Origin of the sequence: Pelagibacterium sp., from assembly GCF_035555455.1 — a bacterium.
Taxonomy (GTDB): domain Bacteria; phylum Pseudomonadota; class Alphaproteobacteria; order Rhizobiales; family Devosiaceae; genus Pelagibacterium.
Genome location: NZ_DATMGM010000046.1, coordinates 1 through 22,447, shown reverse-complemented (window position 1 = coordinate 22,447; position 22,447 = coordinate 1). Strand labels below are relative to the sequence as shown.

The 22,447-nt window shown below is 62.4% G+C and carries 24 protein-coding genes; 17 read left to right on the top strand and 7 right to left on the bottom strand.

The window, feature by feature from the left end:
• The first annotated feature begins 94 nt into the window (after nt 1–94).
• On the top strand, nt 95–769 hold the full coding sequence (locus VNS12_RS09360; protein ID WP_325487562.1) for a carbonic anhydrase: 675 nt from the start codon (nt 95–97) through the stop codon (nt 767–769).
• Nucleotides 770–821: 52 nt separating this feature from the next.
• Nucleotides 822–1,625 (top strand): hypothetical protein, encoded by an 804-nt coding sequence (locus VNS12_RS09355; protein WP_325487561.1) that lies wholly within the window; start codon nt 822–824, stop codon nt 1,623–1,625.
• Nucleotides 1,626–1,654: 29 nt separating this feature from the next.
• Here the strand turns inward: VNS12_RS09355 and VNS12_RS09350 are convergent, their stop codons facing one another.
• Nucleotides 1,655–2,053, bottom strand: coding sequence for a YbaN family protein (locus tag VNS12_RS09350; protein WP_325487560.1), 399 nt, complete (start codon nt 2,051–2,053; stop codon nt 1,655–1,657).
• Between the two features lie 50 nt (nt 2,054–2,103).
• Nucleotides 2,104–3,330: an NnrS family protein gene (locus VNS12_RS09345; protein ID WP_325487559.1), complete on the bottom strand. Its 1,227-nt coding sequence runs from the start codon at nt 3,328–3,330 to the stop codon at nt 2,104–2,106.
• Nucleotides 3,331–3,579: 249 nt separating this feature from the next.
• On the opposite strand from VNS12_RS09345, the gene VNS12_RS09340 reads away from it, so the two are divergent.
• From VNS12_RS09340 to ccoS, 9 genes are all read left to right on the top strand, one after another.
• Complete coding sequence (locus VNS12_RS09340; RefSeq protein ID WP_325487558.1) at nt 3,580–4,266, top strand: NnrU family protein; 687 nt, start codon at nt 3,580–3,582, stop codon at nt 4,264–4,266.
• A gap of 176 nt (nt 4,267–4,442) precedes the next feature.
• Nucleotides 4,443–6,089, top strand: coding sequence for a cytochrome-c oxidase, cbb3-type subunit I (gene ccoN, locus VNS12_RS09335; protein WP_325487557.1), 1,647 nt, complete (start codon nt 4,443–4,445; stop codon nt 6,087–6,089).
• A gap of 4 nt (nt 6,090–6,093) precedes the next feature.
• Nucleotides 6,094–6,819, top strand: a complete 726-nt coding sequence (ccoO, locus tag VNS12_RS09330) for a cytochrome-c oxidase, cbb3-type subunit II (protein WP_325487556.1) — start codon at nt 6,094–6,096, stop codon at nt 6,817–6,819.
• Nucleotides 6,819–6,989, top strand: a complete 171-nt coding sequence (locus VNS12_RS09325) for a cbb3-type cytochrome oxidase subunit 3 (RefSeq protein WP_325487555.1) — start codon at nt 6,819–6,821, stop codon at nt 6,987–6,989. The genes ccoO and VNS12_RS09325 overlap by 1 nt, the downstream gene beginning before the upstream one ends.
• Nucleotides 6,986–7,867 carry a cytochrome-c oxidase, cbb3-type subunit III gene (gene ccoP / locus VNS12_RS09320; RefSeq protein WP_325487554.1) on the top strand — a complete coding sequence of 294 codons (882 nt, stop codon included), beginning with the start codon at nt 6,986–6,988 and terminating at the stop codon, nt 7,865–7,867. The genes VNS12_RS09325 and ccoP overlap by 4 nt, the downstream gene beginning before the upstream one ends.
• A complete protein-coding gene (locus VNS12_RS09315) occupies nt 7,860–8,054 on the top strand; it encodes a hypothetical protein (RefSeq protein WP_325487553.1) in 195 nt (64 codons plus the stop codon). The genes ccoP and VNS12_RS09315 overlap by 8 nt, the downstream gene beginning before the upstream one ends.
• Nucleotides 8,055–8,070: 16 nt before the next feature.
• A complete protein-coding gene (locus VNS12_RS09310; protein WP_325487552.1) occupies nt 8,071–8,865 on the top strand; it encodes a DUF2189 domain-containing protein in 795 nt (264 codons plus the stop codon).
• Entirely contained in the window at nt 8,862–11,072 is a 2,211-nt protein-coding gene (locus VNS12_RS09305) for a heavy metal translocating P-type ATPase (protein WP_325487551.1), read from the top strand. Before VNS12_RS09310 ends, VNS12_RS09305 begins: the two co-directional genes overlap by 4 nt.
• Nucleotides 11,065–11,223: a cbb3-type cytochrome oxidase assembly protein CcoS gene (gene ccoS / locus VNS12_RS09300; protein WP_325487550.1), complete on the top strand. Its 159-nt coding sequence runs from the start codon at nt 11,065–11,067 to the stop codon at nt 11,221–11,223. Before VNS12_RS09305 ends, ccoS begins: the two co-directional genes overlap by 8 nt.
• A gap of 18 nt (nt 11,224–11,241) precedes the next feature.
• On the opposite strand, the gene VNS12_RS09295 is transcribed toward ccoS, so the two are convergent.
• The gene (locus VNS12_RS09295; RefSeq protein ID WP_325487549.1) at nt 11,242–11,940 is read right to left on the bottom strand and encodes a Crp/Fnr family transcriptional regulator; all 699 of its coding nucleotides are present in this window, start codon (nt 11,938–11,940) and stop codon (nt 11,242–11,244) included.
• A 426-nt stretch (nt 11,941–12,366) separates the two neighbouring features.
• Here VNS12_RS09295 and VNS12_RS09290 point away from each other — a divergent pair, with 426 nt between their 5' ends.
• The 4 genes from VNS12_RS09290 (at nt 12,367) to VNS12_RS09275 (ending at nt 16,289) form a co-directional block, all read left to right on the top strand.
• Nucleotides 12,367–13,392 carry a sulfate ABC transporter substrate-binding protein gene (locus VNS12_RS09290; RefSeq protein ID WP_414693099.1) on the top strand — a complete coding sequence of 342 codons (1,026 nt, stop codon included), beginning with the start codon at nt 12,367–12,369 and terminating at the stop codon, nt 13,390–13,392.
• Between the two features lie 3 nt (nt 13,393–13,395).
• Nucleotides 13,396–14,259: a sulfate ABC transporter permease subunit CysT gene (gene cysT, locus VNS12_RS09285; protein WP_325487548.1), complete on the top strand. Its 864-nt coding sequence runs from the start codon at nt 13,396–13,398 to the stop codon at nt 14,257–14,259.
• Nucleotides 14,249–15,109, top strand: a complete 861-nt coding sequence (cysW, locus tag VNS12_RS09280) for a sulfate ABC transporter permease subunit CysW (protein WP_325487547.1) — start codon at nt 14,249–14,251, stop codon at nt 15,107–15,109. Before cysT ends, cysW begins: the two co-directional genes overlap by 11 nt.
• Nucleotides 15,110–15,251: 142 nt before the next feature.
• On the top strand, nt 15,252–16,289 hold the full coding sequence (locus VNS12_RS09275) for a sulfate/molybdate ABC transporter ATP-binding protein (RefSeq protein ID WP_325487597.1): 1,038 nt from the start codon (nt 15,252–15,254) through the stop codon (nt 16,287–16,289).
• A gap of 16 nt (nt 16,290–16,305) precedes the next feature.
• On the opposite strand, the gene yihA is transcribed toward VNS12_RS09275, so the two are convergent.
• From yihA to rpmH, 4 genes are read right to left on the bottom strand one after another with little or no spacing between them, the layout of a single operon-like run.
• A complete protein-coding gene (gene yihA / locus VNS12_RS09270; protein WP_325487546.1) occupies nt 16,306–16,935 on the bottom strand; it encodes a ribosome biogenesis GTP-binding protein YihA/YsxC in 630 nt (209 codons plus the stop codon).
• Nucleotides 16,936–16,982: 47 nt separating this feature from the next.
• A complete protein-coding gene (gene yidC, locus VNS12_RS09265) occupies nt 16,983–18,812 on the bottom strand; it encodes a membrane protein insertase YidC (RefSeq protein WP_325487545.1) in 1,830 nt (609 codons plus the stop codon).
• Nucleotides 18,809–19,186, bottom strand: a complete 378-nt coding sequence (gene rnpA / locus VNS12_RS09260; protein WP_325487544.1) for a ribonuclease P protein component — start codon at nt 19,184–19,186, stop codon at nt 18,809–18,811. The genes yidC and rnpA overlap by 4 nt, the downstream gene beginning before the upstream one ends.
• Nucleotides 19,187–19,205: 19 nt before the next feature.
• Nucleotides 19,206–19,340 carry a 50S ribosomal protein L34 gene (gene rpmH, locus VNS12_RS09255; RefSeq protein ID WP_325487543.1) on the bottom strand — a complete coding sequence of 45 codons (135 nt, stop codon included), beginning with the start codon at nt 19,338–19,340 and terminating at the stop codon, nt 19,206–19,208.
• A gap of 340 nt (nt 19,341–19,680) precedes the next feature.
• Here rpmH and VNS12_RS09250 point away from each other — a divergent pair, with 340 nt between their 5' ends.
• Together VNS12_RS09250 and VNS12_RS09245 are read left to right on the top strand one after the other, a co-directional pair.
• Nucleotides 19,681–21,102 carry a dihydrolipoyl dehydrogenase family protein gene (locus tag VNS12_RS09250; RefSeq protein WP_325487542.1) on the top strand — a complete coding sequence of 474 codons (1,422 nt, stop codon included), beginning with the start codon at nt 19,681–19,683 and terminating at the stop codon, nt 21,100–21,102.
• A 27-nt stretch (nt 21,103–21,129) separates the two neighbouring features.
• Nucleotides 21,130–22,447 (top strand): HAMP domain-containing sensor histidine kinase (locus VNS12_RS09245; protein ID WP_325487541.1); only part of this gene is annotated, 1,318 nt, incomplete at its 3' end.

Sequence of the window (22,447 nt, the reverse complement as noted above, 5' to 3'; positions counted from 1 at the left end):
CTGTGAAAAGCGCAGGCGCGACAACCATAGCGATTGATCTTGCCTGCGTCAGGGTCTAATCGCGGGGTCGATGGACGCAAAGGATAATCCGATTATGTCTCAGGACTTTCCCCCGTTCCTTCTCGATGGCTATCGCAGCTTCATGACGGGACGTTACAATTCCGAGCGGGACCGCTACCGCTCGCTGGCTGAAAACGGCCAGCACCCGACCACGCTGGTCATTGCCTGCTGCGATTCGCGCTCGGCTCCCGAAACCATTTTCGATTGCGGGCCCGGCCAGTTGTTCGTGTTGCGCAATGTCGCCAACCTGGTGCCCCCGTTCGGGCCAGACGCAGCCTTTCACGGAACATCATCGGCAATCGAATTTGCGGTCGTCCATCTCGAAGTGTCCGACATCGTCGTGATGGGGCACGGACGCTGTGGCGGCATCCAGAGCGCGCTTGCCACCGCCGCCGGCAATGCGCCGGAGGGGAATTTCATCGGGCGCTGGCTCAACATGGTCAAGGACGTGGCCGGGGAGATCGAAGCCAATCACCTGCTCACCCCAGCCGAGCAACAGACTGCCCTTGAGCGCATCACCATCCGCCAGTCGATCGGCAATTTGATGACCTTTCCTTTCGTGCAGTCGCGCGTCAAAGCCCAAGCCTTGTCGCTGCATGGCGCCTGGTTCGATATCTCCACTGGAGAATTGTGGGTGATGAACGGAGAAAGCGGCGATTTCGCCCGCCCCGACCTTTCAATGCGGGAAACCCCTGAACCCACTGGCTGACTGACCTCAGCTATGTTCTAATCGACGCCAGCGAGAGGGGGGAGTTTCGCAGATGGCCCAGGACGAACGCATTGAGAATGGCGAAATCAGCCTGCTCGATCTTCTGGTCATAATCGCCGAGCACTGGCTGGTGCTGGTCGTCGTTCCGCTGCTGATTGGCGTGCTGGCCTTTGGCATGGTCAGCATGCAGCCGCACTCCTACCGTTCCGAAGCCGTCCTGACCCTTCCGGCCGCTGTGATCAGCCCATTGGGGGATACGGAACCGGGCCTGTCGATCACCCAAGACACCAATACCGGGACGACGCAACTTGTCCTGGCCGGGCCCGATCCTGACGTTACGATGCGCCTGACGGCAATCATCTCGGGCATTGAGCTGGCGATTGAGGCGGGAGAGTTGCCCGACGCGCGCGGCGAACTGTTGGACCAGATCGCGGTCCTCGACCAGAGCATGGCGTTGCGCGATGGCATCATCGCCCGCATCACAACAGCGCTCAGCGATCTTGAGCGCGCTAGCCCATTCGATACGCAGGCTTATGCTGCCGCTTCATCCGCGCTTGAAGAGCTTTTGACCGGTCGGCAAGATGCACAGGTCCTGGCAGCCGAACTGCGCAATGAACTGGCTGCAATCCCCACCGAGATTGTCGTATCCGCCCCCACCAACGCCTCCCTCGTAGGCCGCTCTCCGCTTCTTATGGCGCTGTTGGCAACGCTCGGTGCGGGCTTCGTGCTGCTGATTGCAGTCTTCATGCGTGCCGGGTTCAGAAACGCCGCACAGGATGAAGACGGACAGGAAAAGCTGGATCGGATCAAGAACGCGCTGCTGCTGCGCAAGACCAAGAGCCGAAACGCCGCCTGACTATTCGGTCAACGCCCTGAAATTCGACGTCAGCGTGGGCCAGCGGCCAAAGACGGCCGTTGCTTGTCCTGTGGCGGGTTGCGCCGGGTCAGAATGAACGTGGCGACCGCGAGCAGCACTACTCCCTGAATTGCGAGCACTGCCGGGGGCACGGTGAGCACAATGCTGATCCCCATGGTCGCGACGATGGCCAGAACTGCACTCAGCTTGGCTGTGGGCGAGATGGAGCGGGTCTCTTTCCAGTTGCTGATGAGGGGGCCGAACACTCTGTGCCGCAGCAGCCACGCGTGCAGCTTTGGCGAACTGCGGGCAAAAAAGAACGCGCCGAGCAACACGAACGGCGTTGTCGGCAGCAAGGGCAACACCACGCCCAGTGCCCCCATGCCCACGCAGAGCAATCCCAAAGCGATGAACGCCATACGCGACATATAAGGTCCTTACCCGATCTCGCCTGGCCTCAAATTGCCAGGCCCGCAATTCAGTTTTTCGGCCCCGTTGCTCCGGCGCGGGCCAGTCTCGGCGCAAGCAAAATCGGCGCATAGGTCCACAAAAAGGCGGAAAATGCGAGGATCCAGAGCAATCCGCTCGCGGACAGGATCATAATGTAGTGCTGGGGGAGGAAATCCGCCAGCGGACGGGCGAGGGCTGCGGCAAAAAGCGATAGATAGGCGATCTGGGTCGGGCCCGAAGCCCGGATCGGGCGACCGGTATGGCCCAGAGCCGCCCGGGTCATCACCGCCAGTGTCATCCCCCCGATCGCGCCGATCAAAAGAACATGAAGCGCCGACGCTTCTGCCAGCCACTCCAAAGCCGCCGCCGCAATCAGAGCAAGCCCGGCAATAACCATCAGATAGGCGACGTGCATGATGGCAACGATCGGTTCGGAAAAACTGGCATAGCCCCGCCAGCGCGCCAACCGGACACCATGCAGAACTGCTGCAGCCGTGCACACCACCGCAGTGAGAAGGCCGGTCGGCCACAGGGTCCAGACCAGCAGCGCCATCGCCGCCCCCGTAATCGCGAACTGATCGAGCCTGTCGAACGGTGCGGGCAGGGCTTTTGCCCCCTGCCGCGCCAGCCAGTTGCGCGTGAAGCTGGGGATGATCCGCCCTCCCACCAGCATGATGAGCAAGGTCCAGCCAGCAATAGCCAGCCGCAGGGGCGCAGCCGGAGACTGTCCCAGCCCGACCGCCACATGGAACCAGATATTGGCGGCCATCAAAACAAAGATACCGACGAGAATCTTGAGATTTTTCCAGTTGCGACCGGCGACGATCTCGCGCAGCGCAATCAGACCCAGAGCGGGCAGGAAGATACCTTCGACCGTCAACGCCACGCCCAGTCCGAAAACATCGGGAAAGAGGAAAACCAGGCGCCCTGCAAGCCAGATCAGCACCAGAACCAGCAGCGGCCTGCCCGAAACCGGCAACCGCCCGGTCCAGTTGGGTATCGCCGTGAGCATGAAGCCCGCCAGAACCGCTCCGGTATAACCGAACACCATTTCATGCGCGTGCCAGTTTGCAGCCCCGATCTTGCCGCCAATGGCGAGCCCGCCCGCCAGCGCGGCAACCCAAACCACCATGGCAACGACCGCCCAGATGCCGCCGGCCAGAAAGAATGGCCGGAAGCCGTAGGAGAGAATGGCCGGTCCCGATTGCGCCACGCCGCGTGGAATGCCGCCGCTTGCCAAACGCTGGAAGAACACGACCCGCCTCCGCTTCCTGTGGGATCGTCCGTTCGTTTCATGCCCGCCGGGTGCTGTCTTTGAGCCAGCGCAACGTGGCCCGGGGGTCCCGCCGCAACGCCTTCAACGAGCCAACATGCCGCAGCGGGCTTTGATATGGCGCAAGGATAGCCTGCGCACATCAGCTAGAACACCCTAGCGGTTTCACACGGCAAAACCAGCGTTCCGCATGCACCGAACTGGTTTACCGTTTCATGTTAAGGTCGGCTCATGCTGCATCTCTCCCTTGCTCTTTTCGCCTTCCTCGTCCTGCACCTGATCCCCGCCATGCCCGGCATGCGTGAGCGTCTCGTCGGCGGGCTCGGCCAGACCCGTTACATGATCGTTCATTCGGTAATCTCGACCGCAACGCTGGTGTGGGTCATCGTCGCGACGCTTAATTCCCCCGCGATCATGCTCTGGCCCGCAGCAGGCTGGCAGGCGTGGGTGACGGTGCTTCTTTCTCCATTAGGGTTGTTTTTCATCATCGCCGGGCTGCTCTCGCCCAACCCGCTCTCCCTTTCGGTGCGTCCCGCAACCGAGGTCCAGAGCGGGATTTCCAGGATCACGCGCCATCCCGTATTCTGGGGCGCGCTGCTGTGGGCTGTGTCCCATATCGCCCCCAATGGCGACCTGCGCTCGGTGCTGCTGTTTGGCAGCATGGCGGCGCTTGCGGCTGGCGGCTTTGCCCTCGGTGATCGCCGCGCCCGCCGCAAGCTGGGCCCGCGCTGGGAAACCCTCGCCTCGACCACGTCCGTCATTCCGTTTCTGGCCATCGCGCAAGGGCGCACGCGGTTCAGGATCGATCCCCCGATCATCGTGGCCGCACTGCTGACGGCCCTCGTGACCGGATGGTTGCTGCATGGCGGACACGTCGTCCTGTTCGGTGTCGATCCGCTGACCGCCACCCAATATTAGGTCTTCCCTCGCGGGGCGCATAAGGTCGCACCGGCCTTTCCAGCTCCGTTATTTGACGCAGATCAAAGCGGCGGCACGTCAGCGCTGATAACGGATCGACCAAGAACGGTTTTCTACCGGCGCGGCCAAGGCCGTGCAGTGAGAAATTTGAGTGGTCCGGGAAAGGCAGAGCACCGATGATCCAGAGTTTCACCCGAGAGGAAAGAATGCTGTGGGGCATTCTGAGCCTTCTTCTCGCAGCGGTCGGGCTGGCGTTTGCAGCTGGCGGTCGTGGAGATCCGATTGCAGTCCATGGCTGGATAATCATCCTCGCTGGTCTTGCAGGGCTGGTTGTCGTCGCCCGAGGCTGGTCGCTTCCCGAACCTCCAGAGTCCCGGTTCGAGGAATATTACGACAGCCCCACCAAGGCAGGCATCATTCTGGCCCTGGTCTGGGGTGTTGTGGGCATGTTTGTCGGCGCCTGGGTGGCGTTCCTCCTGGCCTTTCCCGATTTCAACTTTTCCGGTCCCTGGACGAGCTTCGGGCGCATTCGCCCGATCCACACCGCCGGGGTGATCTTTGGTTTCGGCGGCAACGCCCTGATCGCCACCTCGTTCCACGTGCTCCAGCGCACCTCCCGGGCCCGGATGCCGGATCAGTTCAGCCCGTGGTTCGTCCTGATCGGCTACAACCTGTTCTGTGTCCTTGCCGCAACCGGCTTCATGCTCGGCATTACCCAGTCCAAGGAATACGCCGAACCGGAATGGTACGCCGATATCCTGCTCGTTATCGTATGGGTGGTGTATTTCGCGATCTATATCCGCACGCTGGCCCGACGCAAGGAACCGCATATCTATGTGGCCAACTGGTACTACATGGCCTTCATTCTCGTTGTTGCGATGCTCCACATCGTCAACAGCCTCGCCATCCCGATCTCGCTGACCAGCGCCAAGAGCTACAGCCTGTTCTCGGGTGTGCAGGATGCGATGACCCAGTGGTGGTACGGCCATAACGCGGTTGCGTTCTTCCTCACCGCCGGTTTCCTGGGCATGATGTATTACTACCTGCCCAAGCGCGCCAACCGGCCGATCTTTTCCTATCGCCTGTCGATCATCAGCTTCTGGGGCATCACCTTCATGTATATGTGGGCGGGCTCCCACCACCTCCATTACACCGCCCTTCCCCACTGGGTGCAGACCCTGGGCATGGTGTTCTCGGTCGTGCTGCTCATTCCCTCCTGGGCGTCAGCCGGCAACGCGCTGCTCACCCTCAACGGGGCCTGGCAGAAGGTGCGCGATGACGCGGTGCTGCGGTTCATGGCGCTGTCGGCGATTTTCTACGGCATTACCACGTTCGAAGGCTCGTTCATGGCCATTCGCCCGGTCAACTCGCTATCCCACTATACCGACTGGACGATCGGGCACGTACACGCCGGCGCCCTGGGCTGGGTGGCGATGATCACCTTCGGTTCGCTCTATGCGCTGGTGCCGTGGATGTGGAAAAAGCAGCGGCTGTATTCCAAAGCTCTTGTCGAGGCCCACTTCTGGCTCGCGCTGGCCGGTACGCTCATCTACGTCTTTGCGATGTGGAACTCGGGCGTCATCCAGGGCCTGATGTGGCGGACATACGGAGAAACCGGTGGCTTGGCCTATTCGTTCGTCGACTCTCTGGTCGCCATGCATCCCTACTACATCGCCCGTGCCATCGGCGGGACGCTGTTCCTGCTCGGAGCCATCCTGGCCCTCTACAACATCGTCATGACCATCCGCATGCCACAAGAGCAGCAGGTGGATTTGTCCCCCGACCTGCCTTTGGCAGAAACCGTCGTTGCAGCGGGAGAATAAATCAGTGTTCGGACTTCACTACAAACTCGAACGGACCGCCATCGGGCTCGTCATCGCCATCATTGCCGTGGCCTCGATCGGCGGGTTCGTTGAAATTGCCCCGCTGTTCACCATCGACGAGACGGTCGAATCCGATCCGGACATGCGGCTCTATACGCCACTGGAGCTGGCAGGGCGCGACATCTACATGCGGGAGGGATGCTACGCCTGCCATAGCCAGATGATCCGCACCCTGCGCGATGAAGTGGACCGCTATGGTCCCTATTCGCTGGCCGTCGAATCCCAATACGACCATCCCCATCTTTGGGGATCCAAGCGCACCGGGCCGGACCTCGCCCGTCTTGGCGGAAAATACTCCGACGCCTGGCATGTCGCGCACTTGATCAATCCGCGCGACGTGGTGGCCGAGTCCAACATGCCCCGGTATGGCTGGCTGGCCGAAACCATCCTGCGGTCCGATGATCTGGGCCTGCATCTGCGCGCCATGCAGCGTGTCGGTGTTCCCTATACCGAAGAGATGATCGCCAACGCCACGCAGGATGCCCATGCGCAGGCCAATCCCGCGGCGTCGACCACCCAGGGCGTCACCGAGCGCTATGGCGAGGAGACCAATATCCGCGCCTTTGACGGCGACCCGCAACGGCTGACCGAAATGGACGCGCTGGTGGCCTATCTGCAAATCCTCGGTCAGTTGACCGACGCCCCGTTCCAGACCGCAATGGAGGACTGATGATGCTTCCCGACCACGAAACCCTCGTCGCTATCGCCAAATCCTTCGGTCTCTTCTATCTGATTGCAATGTCCATCGCCGTGCTGGCCTATGCCTATTGGCCCAGCAACAAGGGCCGCTTTCAGGAAGCCAGGAACGCACCACTCCAGGATGGAGATGACCGTCCATGAGTGCACACGAACCTGAACGCGATCCCGTTACCGGTCAGGTCACCACCGGTCACGAATGGAACGGCATCAAGGAACTCAATTCACCGGTTCCGCGCGTGGTGTTTGCCGCCCTGATCGCTGGAGTGATCTATATGGCGGTGGCAACCTTGCTACTGCCAGCCTGGCCGGGCGTGTCCTCCTATTGGCGCGGCCTGCTGGGAATCGATCAAAAGACCTCCGTCCAAGCCCAACTGGCCATCGCAGAGGCCGAAAAGGCCCAGTGGCTCGACGCTATCGCGCAAACCGATCTCGATACCCTTTCACACGACCCCGACCTCATGGCCGTGGTGCGCGAGGTTGGCGCGCCGATATTTGGCGACAATTGTGCCGCCTGCCACACCGCGCAAGGCACCGGTCAGACCGATTATCCCAATCTGGTCGATGCACCGCTGATGTGGGGAGATGACCTCGAAACCATCGCCCAGACCATCCGCGTCGGCATCAACTCGACCCATCCCCAAACCCGCTACGCCAACATGCTGGCATTCGGGCGCGACGGGATGCTGGGGCGCTCGGACATTTCCAGCCTCGTGTCGTATCTGGGCGATCTGCAAACCGCCCCCAAGGCCGAAATCGACGCGCAGTCGCCCGAAGGGGCCGCCCTTTTCGCCGCCAACTGTGCTTCATGCCACGGCGCGGACGGAGAAGGCATCACCCTCATGGGTACGCCCAACCTCGTCGATCCGTTCTGGATCTATGGCGGGTCGCGCCAGGACCTCTTCGATTCGATCTATGCCGGCCGCGCCGGGCACATGCCCCACTGGGAAGGCCGTCTGGCCGAGACCGACATCCGCATTCTCGCCCTCTATCTCAATGATCTGAGGGCAGGCCGTGAGTGAACCGCAAGCCCATGCCGGACGCCTGAAATGGATTTTCATTATTGGCTTGACGCTGGGCCTGCTGGTGCTGGGTGCGGCCAATGTCCACCTGGTCTATGTCTCGTTCGCATCTCAGCCTGAATGCGTAAGCCATACCAAAGCCGCGCAGCACGAAGGCGGCTACCGAGCCGCCCGCTCGTCCTGCTAGGGAGAAACAAGCCGCAATGACGACGCTACCCCCTATTGTTCCCGCCCTGCCGCCCGCCATCGACCGGCGCCGCAATCTGCCGCTCTCGGCTCCGTTCAGCTGGCTCCGTCAGGGCTGGAGTGACCTGTGGCACCATCCGATGCCAAGCCTGATCTACGGCATCGGCGTTGCCGGACTCAGCGTGCTCATGCTTTGGGCCATGCTCAATTTTGGCTGGGACCAGGTGCTGTTCCCGGCGCTGTCCGGCCTGGTCATCCTTGGTCCGGTCTTCGCCACGGGTCTTTATGAAAAGAGCCGGCTGCGGCAGGAAGGGCGCGAGGCTGGCCTTGGCGACATGTTGCGGCCCAAGCGTGGAACGGTCGGCCATGTGTTCTTTGTCGGAGCGATCCTGTGCACGCTCGCCATGGTGTGGATGCGCGCCGCCGTCATCATTTTCGCCCTGTTTTGGGGCTGGCGCTCCATTCCGGGCGTCGTCGAGGTCGTGGAGATTTTGTTCACGACGCAAATGGGCTGGTCCTTGCTTGGTGTCGGCACTGCGGTAGGCGGCCTGTTCGCGGCCTTCGGCTTTGCGATCAGCGCCTTTTCCATTCCGCTGGTTCTCGACCGTGACCTTGATGCCTTTACCGCCATGGGGCTCTCGATGAGCTTTGTCTGGAACAATCTGGGCGTGATGCTGGTCTGGGGGGCAATCGTGCTCGTCTCGGCCATCATTTCGGTGGCCACCGGCTTTGTCGGGCTGGCCATCCTGTTCCCCTTGCTTGGCCATGCCACCTGGCATGCCTACCGGGCGGTTTGCGGAGATGAGCAATGAGTTGCTGCGCGCCCTCGGATTTCGTGCCCCTCGCGCAGGGGCCCGATACAAGGGCGCAAGAGATCACGCTGGGCAGTCGCCAGCTTGAGCCTACCCTGTGGCAGACCGACCTGTCGGTGCCCTCGATCCATTGCGGCGGGTGCATCGCCAAGATCGAAACGGCGCTGGGCAAGGTGCCCGGCATCGTTGCTCCGCGGGTAAATCTCTCCACCCGCAGGGTAACCATCAAATGGCACGACGCCGCCGCGGCGCAGGCCGCCATCGATACGGTCCAGACGCTCGGCTACCCCTGCCATGTGTTCGACGACACCCAGCCCCAGCGTGATGAAGCCTTCCATAAGCTGATCCTGGCGCTGGCCGTTGCCGCCTTTTCGTCCATGAACATCATGATGCTGTCCATTGGCGTCTGGGCGGGGGCCACGGGATCGACCCGCGACGTCTTCCACGCCATCGCCGGCTTGCTGTGCCTGCCGGCCTTTCTGTATTCTGGACAGGTCTTCTATAAATCCGCCTTCGACGCATTGCGGCACAAGACCACCAATATGGACGTGCCGATCGCCATCGGGCTGATCCTTGCCTTTGCGCTGAGCGTCTATGAGACGATGATCAGCTCGGATCAGGCCTATTTCGATGCCGTCGCCACGCTGATCTTCTTTCTTCTGGCCGGTCGTACCCTCGACCATATGATGCGCGCCCGTGCCCGCAGCGCCGTGGACGGGCTGGCCCGCCTCGCGGCCCGGGGCGCCATGGTGGTCGAACCCAATGGGCAAACCACATACCGGCCCACGGCCGAGCTTGCCCCGGGCATGGAAATCATGCTGGCCGCCGGCGAACGCGTTCCGGTCGATGGCGAGGTGATCGACGGCATTTCTGAAATCGATTCCTCGCTGGTCAATGGCGAAAGCCAACCGCTGACCGTCGCCACCGGCAGTGCGCTGCGCGCCGGGACCCTCAATCTCTCCTCTCCCATCCGGCTGCGCGCTACCGCCGCCGCCAAGGATTCCTTCCTCGCGGAAATGACCCGCATGATGGAGGCAGCCGAATCCGGACGCGGCGCTTACCGTACGCTGGCCGACCGCGTGTCGCGGCACTATACGCCTGTGGTCAATATCGCCGCAGCCTTGGCATTGGTCCTCTGGCTGATCCTCGGCGCGGGTGTCCACCAGTCGATCACGATTGCCATTTCCGTGCTCATCATCACCTGCCCCTGTGCGCTGGGGCTTGCCGTGCCCATGGTGCAGGTGGTGGCGGCGCGACGCCTGTTCACCCGGCGCATCATGCTTCGCGATGGCGCGGCCCTCGAACAGCTCGCAACAATCGATACGGTGGTTTTCGATAAGACCGGCACCCTCACCCTCGGCCAGCCGCAGCTTAAGAGGGCCGACGCCGTTAGCACCGATCTGCTGGCCATCGCTGCGGCTTTGGCCGGGCACTCGCTGCACCCCTATTCGCAAGCCGTGAGCGCCGCCGCCCGCACGAGGCAAATCGGCCTGTCCCAGCCAGAAGATGTCCGCGAGCACGCCGGCCTGGGCGTCGAAGGCCGGCTGGACGGTCATGTCTGGCGTCTGGGCCGTGCCGGCTGGGCCTCTGCCGATGGCGTCGGACAGGTGATCCTCGCGCGCGATGGCAAGGCGCAGGCAGCCTTCGATTTCGAGGACACCGAGCGCCCGGGGCTGCATGAGGCCATCGACGATCTCAAGCGGCGCGGCCTGAATGTCGAGCTTCTGTCGGGCGACAGCGCCCCGGTGGTGGCTGAACTCGCCCAGCGCCTCGGCATCGAAACCGCGCGCGGAGAGGTTTATCCCGCCGACAAGCTGGCCCGTATCCGCAAACTTCAGGCACAGGGACGAAAAGTTCTAATGGTCGGCGACGGGCTCAATGACAGCCCCGCACTTGCCGCAGCCGATGTGTCCATGGCACCCGCCAATGCCGCCGATGTCGGACGCAACGCGGCGGGTCTGGTCTTTCTGAGCGAAAGCCTCGATGCCGTTCCCTATGCCATCGAAACCGCGCACCAGTCGCGGCGGTTGGTCACCCAGAATTTCGTCCTCGCTATCGGCTATAATGCCATTGCGCTGCCGGTAGCGTTTCTGGGTCACATCACACCGCTGGCCGCTGCAATCGCCATGTCGAGTTCATCGATCATCGTCGTTGCAAACGCCCTGAGACTGGTGCGACCAAGCGAAAAGAAAACCCATCATGAATGAGTTTTTCTATCTCATCCCGGTATCGCTGGCGCTGGGGACCCTGGGTCTGGTTGTGTTCATCTGGTCCCTGCGCGCCAAGCAATATGACGATCTCGATGGCGCCGCCGAACGGGTGCTGTATGACAACGACGAGCCGATCTCCGGGGAGTGATCCCCGTCAGCCGCTCCGTCATCGCCGCGGGGTGCTGGCCAGTTCGGCGATTGCCTCGCGGTCTCGGATCAGCAGCTTCTTGCGCCCGGTCCGCACCAGCCCCCGTGTCTGCCACGCGCTCAGGATGCGTGACACGGTATGGAGCGTCGTTCCCGTCATCTCCGCGATATCCTGTTTGGACAGGGGGAAGTCGATGCGGATGCCATCCGCCTCCGGCGTGCCCGCCTGTTCCGCCAAACGCAAAACGGCATGGGCAACCCGCTGCTCTACCTCCTGTGTCGCCATCTCGCGCAATCGCGTATGCGATTCCTGCAGGCGTTGGCCAACCGCTTGCATGGCACCGATGGCCAGAGCCGGGTTGCCTTCCAGGAACGCATCCCAGAACGCCATGGGCCAGACCACCGCAGCGCTATAGACCACTGCCGTTGCCGTGCCGGGGTAATCGGGACGCCTCAACGCCCGGGCGATGCCGAACAATTCGCCCGGCGCGATAAAGCGGATGACCACCTGCTGTCCGTCAGCGGTGAGTTGAGTGACCTTGAGCTTGCCCGACGCCAAAACGAAAAACTCATCGGCGGGAGCGCCCTGCACAAACACCGCCTGCCCGGCGTCGACCCGGCGCAAACTGGCGTGAGCGGCAAGGGCGTCGATCTCCTGATCGCCCAACCGTTCAAACAAAGCAAAGCTGCGCAGAGTCTGCCGTTCGAGGATACTCATCCCGCCCCCGGTTTCGTTCGGCGGGGCGTTTCGCCCGCCCCAAGAGTGTCGCATTGGAGATAGCGCACGGGGCAAGGCGGCGGCAACCGTTTGTTCCGGGTTGCCCCGAAGCACGCGATTTGCGCCACCTCACGTGAAATAATTTTTCCGCACGATCTCTACCTTTTCTTTCCCCAACGCCCCTCACATCTTCGGGCTGGCATAATCGCCTCATTTGGGAAAGCAGCCCGCAAAAAACGCGCAAATCGGCAGCGCAGCCCGACGCAGAATTCCACTTTTCCGAAATAACCCCCGCCCTCTATTTCCTCTTAACCACCGATGGATACACGGTTTTTTCCTGCCTAATCCTGCTTTTACACCCTCGTTTCCGCTATCTTGACAGAGTCGACCTCTCCAGTAGGGTTTTGGCGTCGATCACATTTGAGGATGACGACCATGAACTTCAGACGCGCATTGGCCCTTATGGCTTTGGTCGGATCATTGCTGCTGATAGGTGGTGTTGCGGCCCATGCCCAACAAACACTGGTCAACGTATCCTACGACCCCACCCGGGAACTCTATCGCGAATTCAACGCCGCCTTTGTGGACTACTGGCGCGCTCAAACCGGCGAAACCGTCACCATCCAGAACACCCACTCAGGGTCGGGCCAGCAGGCTCGCGCCGTCATCGATGGCCTGGAGGCCGATGTGGTGACGCTCGCCCTGCAACCCGACATTGACGCGATCGCTCGGGAATCGGGGAAAATCCGCGCCGACTGGCGTGGCACGTTCGCTAACAACAATTCCCCCTACACGTCGACCATCGTGTTCCTCGTCCGCAAGGGCAATCCCAAGAACATCCACGACTGGGGAGACCTTGTGGCGGACGGCGTCGAAGTCATCACCCCCAATCCCAAATCGTCCGGCGGCGCCCGTTGGAACCTGCTGGCGGCCTGGGGCTGGGGCCTGCGGGAATTTGACGGCAATGAAGCCCGGACCCGCGATTTCGTGGCCGAACTCTTTCGCCATGTGCCGGTGCTCGACAGCGGAGCGCGCGGCTCGACCACAACCTTTGTCCAGCGCGGCATTGGCGATGTGTTGCTGGCCTGGGAAAACGAGGCATTTCTCGCCATCGAAGAACTGGGTCCCGAGGCGTTCGATATCGTCGTCCCCTCGCTGTCCATCCTGGCAGAACCGCCCGTCGCCATCGTTGATGCGGTCGTGGATGCCAAAGGCACACGCGAAGTCGCCACGGCCTATCTCGAATATCTTTACTCCGATGTCGGCCAGAATATCGCCGCCCGCCACTATTACCGCCCATCGCGCCCCGAAGCGGTCGCTCCCGCAGACCTCGAACGCTTTCCTGCGCTCGACCTGATCACCATCGATGAGCTGGGTGGCTGGGATGACGTGCAGCCGCGCTATTTCGGCGATGGCGGCATTTTCGATCAGATCTACGCGCCAGGGACCTGATCCATGACCGCCGCGCAAGCCTCCTCGACACGGTGGCGATGGCGACAGCCAGGCGTCCTGCCCGGTTTCGGCCCGGCGCTTGGCTTCACCATTTGTTATCTCAGCTTCATCGTGCTGATCCCGCTGGCGGGTCTCGGCCTGCGTTCAGCCTCGCTGGGTTGGGCCGAGTTCTGGCGGATCGCCACTGACCCACGGGTGGTTGCGGCGCTCTCGATCAGTTTCTGGACCTCGTTTGTCGCCGCCGTCATCAACGCCGTCTTCGGCGTCATCGTCGCCTGGGCGCTGGTGCGCTATGATTTTCCCGGACGCCGCATTGTCGATGCCGCCATCGATCTGCCCTTTGCGCTGCCGACCGCCGTGGCCGGCATCGCCCTCACCGCTATCTACGCGCCCACTGGCTGGATCGGGCAGTTGCTGGCCCCGCTGGGCATCCGCGTCGCCTACACGCCCATCGGCATTGTCATCGCTCTCGTGTTTATTGGCCTCCCCTTTATGGTGCGCACCGTGCAGCCGGTGATGGAGGAAATCGGCAAGGAGGTTGAAGAAGCCGCTGCCACCCTGGGGGCCTCCCGCCTGCAAACCATTTTCCGCGTGCTGTTGCCTGGGCTGGTGCCAGCCATTCTCACTGGCTTTGCCCTCGCCTTTGGCCGGGCTGTCGGGGAATACGGATCGGTGATCTTTATCGCCGGCAACATCCCGTTCGTTTCGGAAATTGCGCCGCTCCTGATCTATATCCGGCTGGAGGAATTCAATTACCCGGCGGCGGCCACCATCGGCTGCCTGATGCTGATCCTCGCCTTTGTGATCCTTTTGTCCATCAATCTGATCCAGTTCTGGTCCCGCAGGAGGCTCGGCCATGCAAGCTGACCGCGCGCCGAAAAACTTCCGCGACCCGACCACGGAATCATCCGCCGCCAAATGGTCGGTCATCACCATCGCGCTGCTGTTTCTCGCCGCCGTTCTGGTGCTTCCGCTGGCGGCGGTGTTCACCGAAGCCCTGCGGCGTGGATGGGACGCCGCCTGGCTGGCCATGGTCAATCGCGAAACTCTTGAGGCCATGCAGCTGACCTTGCTGGTCGCCGCCATTGCGGTGCCGCTCAACACCGTGTTTGGCGTGGTTGCGGCCTGGGCCATCGCCAAGTTCGAGTTCAAGGGCAAAACCTTTTTGACCACGCTGATCGACCTGCCCTTCTCGGTTTCACCCGTGATTGCCGGGCTGATCTACATCCTACTGTTCGGGTCGGGCAGCTTTCTGGGTCCTGTCTTTAATTCCTTTGGCTTGCAGATTCTGTTCGCGGTCCCCGGCATTGTGCTGGCGACCATGTTCGTCACCTTCCCCTTCGTCGCCCGCGAGTTGATCCCACTCATGCAGGACCAGGGCACCGGCGACGAGGAAGCAGCGCTGTCGCTGGGCGCCAATGGATGGCAGACTTTCTGGTACGTGACCCTGCCCAATATCCGCTGGGGTCTGCTTTATGGGGTGTTGCTCTGCAACGCCCGGGCCATGGGCGAGTTTGGGGCGGTTTCGGTAGTGTCGGGACGCCTGCGCGGCGAAACCGTCACCCTGCCGCTCCATATCGAGATTCTCTACAACGAATATAATTTCGTTGCCGCCTTCGCCGTGGCCTCGCTCCTCGCTTTGCTCGCGCTGGTCACTCTCGTTCTCAAGGCGCTGCTCGAACGCGTTTACGGCCCGCGCCAGTCGCTGCGCCACTAGGCGCTGAACGATCCACGCAAGATAAGGGCTCTTCATGCATCCAGTTTCAGGAACCGAGCGCATGGCAAAAGACTTCTACCGTGCTGACCGCCTCGCCACTGCCGGGCGCGCGCAGACGAAACAACCGCTCGGGGAGGGCGGTGTGGACGTACGCATTCAAAATGTGAGCAAGGATTTTAATGCTTTGCCTGCGCTCCATGATGTCTCCCTGGACATCAGGCCGGGCGAACTCATCGCCCTGCTGGGCCCCTCGGGCTCGGGCAAGACCACATTATTACGCCTGATTGCCGGGCTGGATTTCCCCAACACGGGAACCATCTGGTTTGCCGATGAGGACGCTTCGAAAAAGCGCGTGCAGGACCGCAACATCGGTTTTGTCTTCCAGCATTATGCCCTGTTCCGCCATATGACCGTCCTCGCCAATGTCGGTTTCGGCCTACGGGTGCGGACCGGTAAAGAAAGATGGTCGAAAAAAGACATCGACGCCCGGGCCCGCGAGTTGCTCGAACTCGTCCAGCTCCCCGGCTTGGGAAAGCGCTATCCGCATCAACTGTCGGGCGGCCAGCGTCAGCGCGTGGCGCTGGCCCGCGCCCTGGCCATCGAGCCAAGGGTCCTGCTGCTCGACGAACCCTTCGGCGCGCTCGACGCACAAGTGCGCAAGGAGCTGCGCCGCTGGCTGCGCGAGATCCACGACGCCACCGGGCATACCACGGTGTTTGTCACCCACGATCAGGAAGAAGCCCTGGAACTGGCGGATCGCGTGGTGGTGATGAATCGGGGCCACATCGAACAGGTCGGCGCGCCGGAGGAGGTGTATGACACGCCCAACTCAGCGTCGGTGTTTGCCTTTATCGGCGAATCTTCGCACCTGCCGGTCACCATTACCCGCGGCCAGCTCTATTGCGCAGGTCACTCCATCGGGCTCAACCGCGAAGGACTGGCAGACGGCACGGGGAAACTGTTTTTCCGCCCCCACGATATCGAAATCGTCTCGGACGACGAGCCCGCTCTGGCCGGCTCCATCATCGCCAGCCGCCGGACAGCGGGCACGCGGCAGGTCGATATCGTGGGGGACGGCATCGCTGAACCGGTAACTGTGGAAGTCCCTGCCAGCCACCCGGCCACCATCGGCTCCCGCATCGCCTTCCGCCCCGGCCTGTGGAGCGTCTTTCCCGACTGAACCAATCCCGGTGTGACTAATACCCTTCGCGCAGCCGCGCGATCTCGGCGCGCAGGGTGTCGATCCCGAGGCCCTTTTCGCTGGAGGTGAGGATAATCTCGGGATGCGCAGCCGGGCGCTTGGCGATGAACTGTTCTGTCGCCTTGACCACGCCCGCAAGGTCCTGCTCGCGCAGCTTGTCGGCCTTGGTGAGAACCACCTGATAGGACACCGCCGCCGTATCGAGTTCGTTCATCACCGTCGCGTCGTTGGCCTTGGGGCCATGCCGCGCGTCGACAAGCACATAGACCCGGCGCAGATTGGGGCGGCCGCGCAAAAACTGGTGAATGAGCCGGGTCCATTTCTCAACCGTTGGCCGGGGCGCCTTGGCAAAGCCATAGCCGGGCATATCGACCAGCCGGATTCCGCCCGTCTCCGGGGCGAACAAGTTCAATTCCTGCGTTCGACCCGGCGTGTTGGAGGTGCGCGCCAGCCCGTGCTGGCCGACCAGCGCATTGATCAGCGACGACTTGCCCACATTGGAGCGCCCTGCAAGGGCGATTTCAATCACGTCGTCAGCAGGCAGGTCCGATACCCGCACACACCCTTTGAGAAACACCCAGGGCCGGGCAAACAGCAAACGGGTGGTTTCTGCAAAATCAGTCATGTCGGGTCCGCAAAGAGTAAGGGCCGGTCGCCCGGCCCTCTATAGGTTTATTCGGCGGCTTTGGGCTTGCGCTTGAAGCTCGATTTGATGTTGCCCAGCAAATCGACCGTCACCCCGTGGCGGCGCATGATGAACCATTGCTGCACCACGGACAGGAAGTTGTTCCAGGCCCAGTAGATCACCAGCCCCGCCGGGAACGAGCCCAGCATGAAGGTGAAGATCACCGGCATCCAGTTGAAGATGATGGCCTGAGCGGGGTCAGCCGGCGGCGGATTGAGCCGCATCTGCACCCACATGGTGATGCCCATGATCAGCGGCCAGATGCCGATGCCGAGGAAGGTGCCGATCACCGGAAGGGCGCTCGGATCGTACGGCAGCAGGCCGAACAGATTGAAGATATTGGTCGGATCGGGCGCCGCCAGGTCCTGGATCCAGCCAAAGAACGGGGCGTGCCGCATCTCGATGGTGACGAACAGGACCTTGTAGAGCGAGAAAAACACCGGAATCTGGATCAGCACCGGCCAACAACCCGAGACCGGATTGATCTTCTCGGTCTTGTACAATTCCATCATCGCCTGCTGCTGGGCAGTGCGGTCGTCTTTGTACTTTTCCTGAATTTCCTTCATCTTGGGCTGCACGCGCCGCATGTTGGCCATCGAGGCATAGCTCTTATTGGCAAACCAGAAGAAGGCGACCTTGACGATGACGGTCACCGCCAGGATGGCGAGCCCGAAATTGCCCAGAAGCTCATAGAGAATCCGGATCAGGTAGAACATCGGCTTGGTGATGAAATGGAACCAGCCCCAGTCGATGATCAGCTCGAACCGGTTGATGGAATAGGCATGCTCGTAGCGATCGATGATCGCCTCGACCTTGGCACCGGCAAACACCTGGCTTTCATAGCTGGCGCTGCCCCCGGCAGCAACGGTTACCGGCTGCTGGCCGACAAAGTTGGCGCGGTAGTCATTTCCGCTCGGCGCGCCGGTGCCGTAAAAGAAGCGGGCGTTGATCGTTTCGTCCTGCGGCGGAATGATCGCCGTGGCCCAGTATTTGTCAGTGAAGCCCAGCCAGCCGCCGGTCGATGCGATGGTCTGCTGCTCGTCATCGCGCAGGTTGCCATAGGATTTTTCGACAAGATTGTTGTCGCCCAGAACCCCGATGGCCCCCTCATGCAGGATGAAGAAGTTCTGCGTCTGGGGCGTATAAAGGCGCGCAATGCGCGAATAGGGGAACAGCGCAACATCGCCCGTACCGCTGTTCTCGACGCTCTGGTCGATCGAGAACATATAGTCGTCATCGACGCTGATCGTGCGCCGGAACACCAGCCCCTCGCCATTGTCCCAGGACAGGGTTACGGGCGACGATGCGGTCAGGACCTGTCCGTCTTCCAGCGTCCACTGCGTTTCGCTGTTGGGCAGCGCAACACTGCTTCCAGACGCGCCAACCCAACCCTGTTCGAGATAATAGGGCTGCGGCGAGCCGGCAGGCGACAGCAGCGTGATGGTGGGGCTGTTGGGGTCCGTGGTCTCGTTATAGTGCAACAGATGCAGGTCATCGATCCGCGCGCCAACGAGGTTGATCGATCCCGCAAGCGAACCGGTTTCGATCGCCACGCGATCGCTGGCCTCAATGGCTGCCTCGCGGGTGGCAAACACCGTGGTGTCGGCATTGCCCGGCGTCGCCATTCCGCCATTCGCGGAGGTAGCGGGTGCGGCCAGATCGGCGCTGTCGGACACCGTCAGATCCTGCTGCGCCGCCAGTTCGGCCTGGCGCTGGGCCTGCTCGACCTGCGGCCCGGCGATGAAGAACTGCCATCCAAAGAGCACGGCCATGCTCAGGACGACTGCCAGGATCATGTTGCGATTATTTTCGTTCATTGCTTTGGATGTCCGCTAGGCGCTTTCGCCGAAGATATGTGGATGCGCGCGAGGGCTTTTCCAAGGTCGCGCGTCAGGGCGTCAAACGGTTCGGACAGACTTTCGCGCCGCCCGATCAACACATAGTCGTGACCGGCCACCAGCCGGTCGGCACAATGGCGCACCGCCTCGCGCAGGCGCCGCTTGATACGGTTACGTTCGGGCGCGTTGCCGACCCTCTTCGTCACCGTATAGCCTACGCCGGGAAGCGGATCGACGACAGGCACGGCCTGCAACACAAAGCCGCGCCTGGCAATCTTCTTGCCCCGCGCGGCTCTCAAAAACTGCGCCCGTTTCTTCAGGCGCCGCATCGGCGATGCCGGGGAGACCGGCATGATCCTTCAAGCCGCCGGCTTACGCCGACAACCGGGCCCGTCCCTTGGCGCGGCGACGGTTGATGATCGTGCGGCCGCTCTTGGTCGCCATGCGGGCACGGAAACCGTGCCGACGGGCGCGCACAAGATTGCTCGGCTGAAAAGTACGCTTCATGAATGGTCTATCGCGCTCCGGACCGCGCGATCCTCTAGTTGGGCACTGTGCGTTAATCTTAAATCCTTGCGCGAGGTGACAAAGGACGATCCGTCCCCGACATCGGCAAAGGTTGCGCGGCTTATAGGGAAATCCCCGGGCCGAGTCAATTGCGCCGCGCCAGATTTACCGCCCGCCACCGCCCTTGCAACGCTTTGGGCCATACACCGGCGATCCGGTACTGACACCGCCCCATCGCTTCGATGCGCCTCAAGCTTGCAACCCCGTTCCCCCTTCGCCGCAAACCCTTTAAAACCGGCAAGAACAAGACTACGGGATTCGGGCGGCGAGGGCTTGGCGCATGGCGCGTGACGACACCATCGATCTTTGCATCATCGGGGCAGGCCCTGCCGGGATCGCTGCCGCCGAAGAGGCAGTCGCACTGGGCGTCCGTGTGACGCTTGTCGAAGCCAATATGCCGGGCGCCGTGTCGCATCACGGCGGCATGCTGCCCGCCCATGCCTTTGCTGCCGCCGCCGAACGCGCTCACCTGATCCGCACCGCTCGCGATCTGGGCCTCGGCGCCGATGAGCCACGGATCAATTTCGCCCGCATCAACGCACGTGTGCGCGCCGTGATCGAGGCTGCCGCCCCCACGGTTTCGACCGAACATCTGCGGGCCGGCGGCGTCCGGGTCGTCAAGGGCGTGGCGCGGTTCACCGGTCCGGCAAGCATCGAGGTCAACGGCACCACGATCCAGGCCCGCAATTTTCTCGTCGCCACTGGAGCCCGCCCGGTTATTCCCGCCGTGCCGGGTCTGGAAGCGATCCCGTATTTTACCCCCGAAACTATTTTTGATCTCACCCGCCGCCCCGATCGTCTGATCGTTGTCGGCGGCGGCGCGACCGGCCTCGCCCTGGCACAGGCCCATCTGCGGCTGGGCTGCGCCGTTACCGTGATCGAAGCCGTCACCGCGCTGGGCAAGGAAGACCCCGAGCTTGCGGAAGCGGCCCTGCGCCGTCTGCGGGCCGAAGGGCTCGATATCCGCGAAAACACCGGCATCGTGGCAATGTCAGTTGCCGAGGGCGACGCGATCGCTGTCGACCTCAAGTCCGGCGCATTCGAAGACCGGCTCACCGGCAGTCACGTGCTGTTTGCGACCGGTCGCCGCCCCGTCTTCGATGGGCTCGACCTGGACAAGGCGCGCGTCCGGCTGGACGGCGGACAGCCCATGCTCCGCCAGGATGGCCGCACCTCGAATCGGCGCATTTACGTCGTTGGCGACGCTGCCGGACAGCGCGGCGTTCACGCTGCCCGTCACGGAGCCCGTCGGGCCGTTGCCGCGATATTCGGTGGACAAGCAGGGTCCGATGCCGTCATGGCGCATGTGGTCCACACCAGCCCGGCGATTGCCCGCGTCGGACTGACCGAACCACAGGCCCGAGCCCGCTATGACGATCGGTTCGAAATCGTCCGCGTGGGCATGGACCAGACCGAAGCGGCGCAGGCCCGCAGTGAGCCGCACGGGCACCTCAAGCTGCTCGTTGGCCCCGCCGGCACAATCATCGGCGCGAGTGTCGTGGGTCCTGCGGCCGGAGAAATCATCGCGCTGCTGACGCTTGCGGTATCGCGCCGCCTGCGGGTAGCCGATCTGGAAAAACTGGCGCTGCCCCTGCCCGCTTTTGCCCAGTCAGTCAGCCTTGCCGCCGCCGACTATGCACGCACCCATGCACCGGCAGCGCGCCCGCGCTGGCGGAGCCTCCTTAAGCGATTGTTGCCATAGGCAAAATCGGCCTGTACTCTGGTAGTCATGACACGAGCCGTCCCCAAGGTTCCCGGGCTGCCAGCCGGCCTCTCCTTAAAGCTCATCGCGGCGATCACGCTGGTCATTCTCCTTGTCGAAGTCGCGGTTTTTCTGCCCTCGCTCGCCAATTACCGCGTGGGCTGGCTGGAAGACCGGCTGCGGGTGGGCGGTGTGGCGGTGCGGGTGTTCGACGCGGTGCCCGATGTGATGGACCTGCCCGCTGAAATCACCGATCCGCTGCTGCAGGCGGCAGGGGCTATCGCCATCGTCTATCGCCGCGAAGGCCAGACCGATCTGATCGTGCTTGAAGCAATCACCATGCCCGAACAGACCCACCTGGCCGACCTGCGCGACTCCAACCCCATGCGGCTGATTGCCGGCGCCATCGATACGCTGGTCTTTGGCGGCCAGCGCACCCTGCGCATCGTCGGTGTGCCTCCCGGGGCCGGCGATGCCGTGGTCGAAGTGCTGATGCCCGAAAGCCCCCTGCGGGCCGACCTTTTGACCTATGTTGGCAATATCGTGCTGGTCGCTATCGTCATTGCCGGCGTCACCGCCTTCGTCATCTATATTCTCGCCGAAAACCTGTTGATCGGCCCGATCAAAAGGCTGACCACGGCAACCCTCGCCTTCCGTGAAAATCCCGAGAATGGCACGCTGATCATCGTTCCCGATCCCAACCGGCGCGACGAAGTCGGCGTGCTTGAACAGGCGCTGTCCGACACGCAATCCGAGCTGTTTTCCATGCTGCACCAGCGTCGCCATCTGGCCGATCTGGGATTGGCGGTGTCCAAGATCAATCACGATCTGCGCAACATGCTCACCTCTGCGCAATTGCTGTCCGATCAGGTGGCCAATCTCGATGATCCGCAAGTGCAGAGACTGGCGCCCAGACTGGTCAACACTCTCGACAAAGCCGTCGCCTTCGCCCAGACGGTGCTCGACTATGGCCGGGAGCAGTCCAACCCGCCCCGTCCCCAGCCGGTCGATTTGCGGGCTCTGGGTTTTGAGGCGGCGCTATCGGCAGGCGCCGCCGGACACCCACACATCCGCTTCGACAACCGGGTGCCCGACGACCTCGTGATCCGCGTTGACCCCGATCAACTGGCGCGGGTACTGGTCAATGTGTTCAAGAATGCCCGTGAAGCACTGGAGGGGACGAGCGAGAAACCCAACCCCGAAATCCGCTTTTCATCCACAATGCTGCCGGAAGCCGTGCGGCTCACCATAGCCGATAACGGCCCCGGACTGCCGCCCCGCGCCCGCGAAAACCTGTTCGTCGCCTTTGAGGGCTCAGCCCGCGCCGGCGGCACGGGCCTGGGGC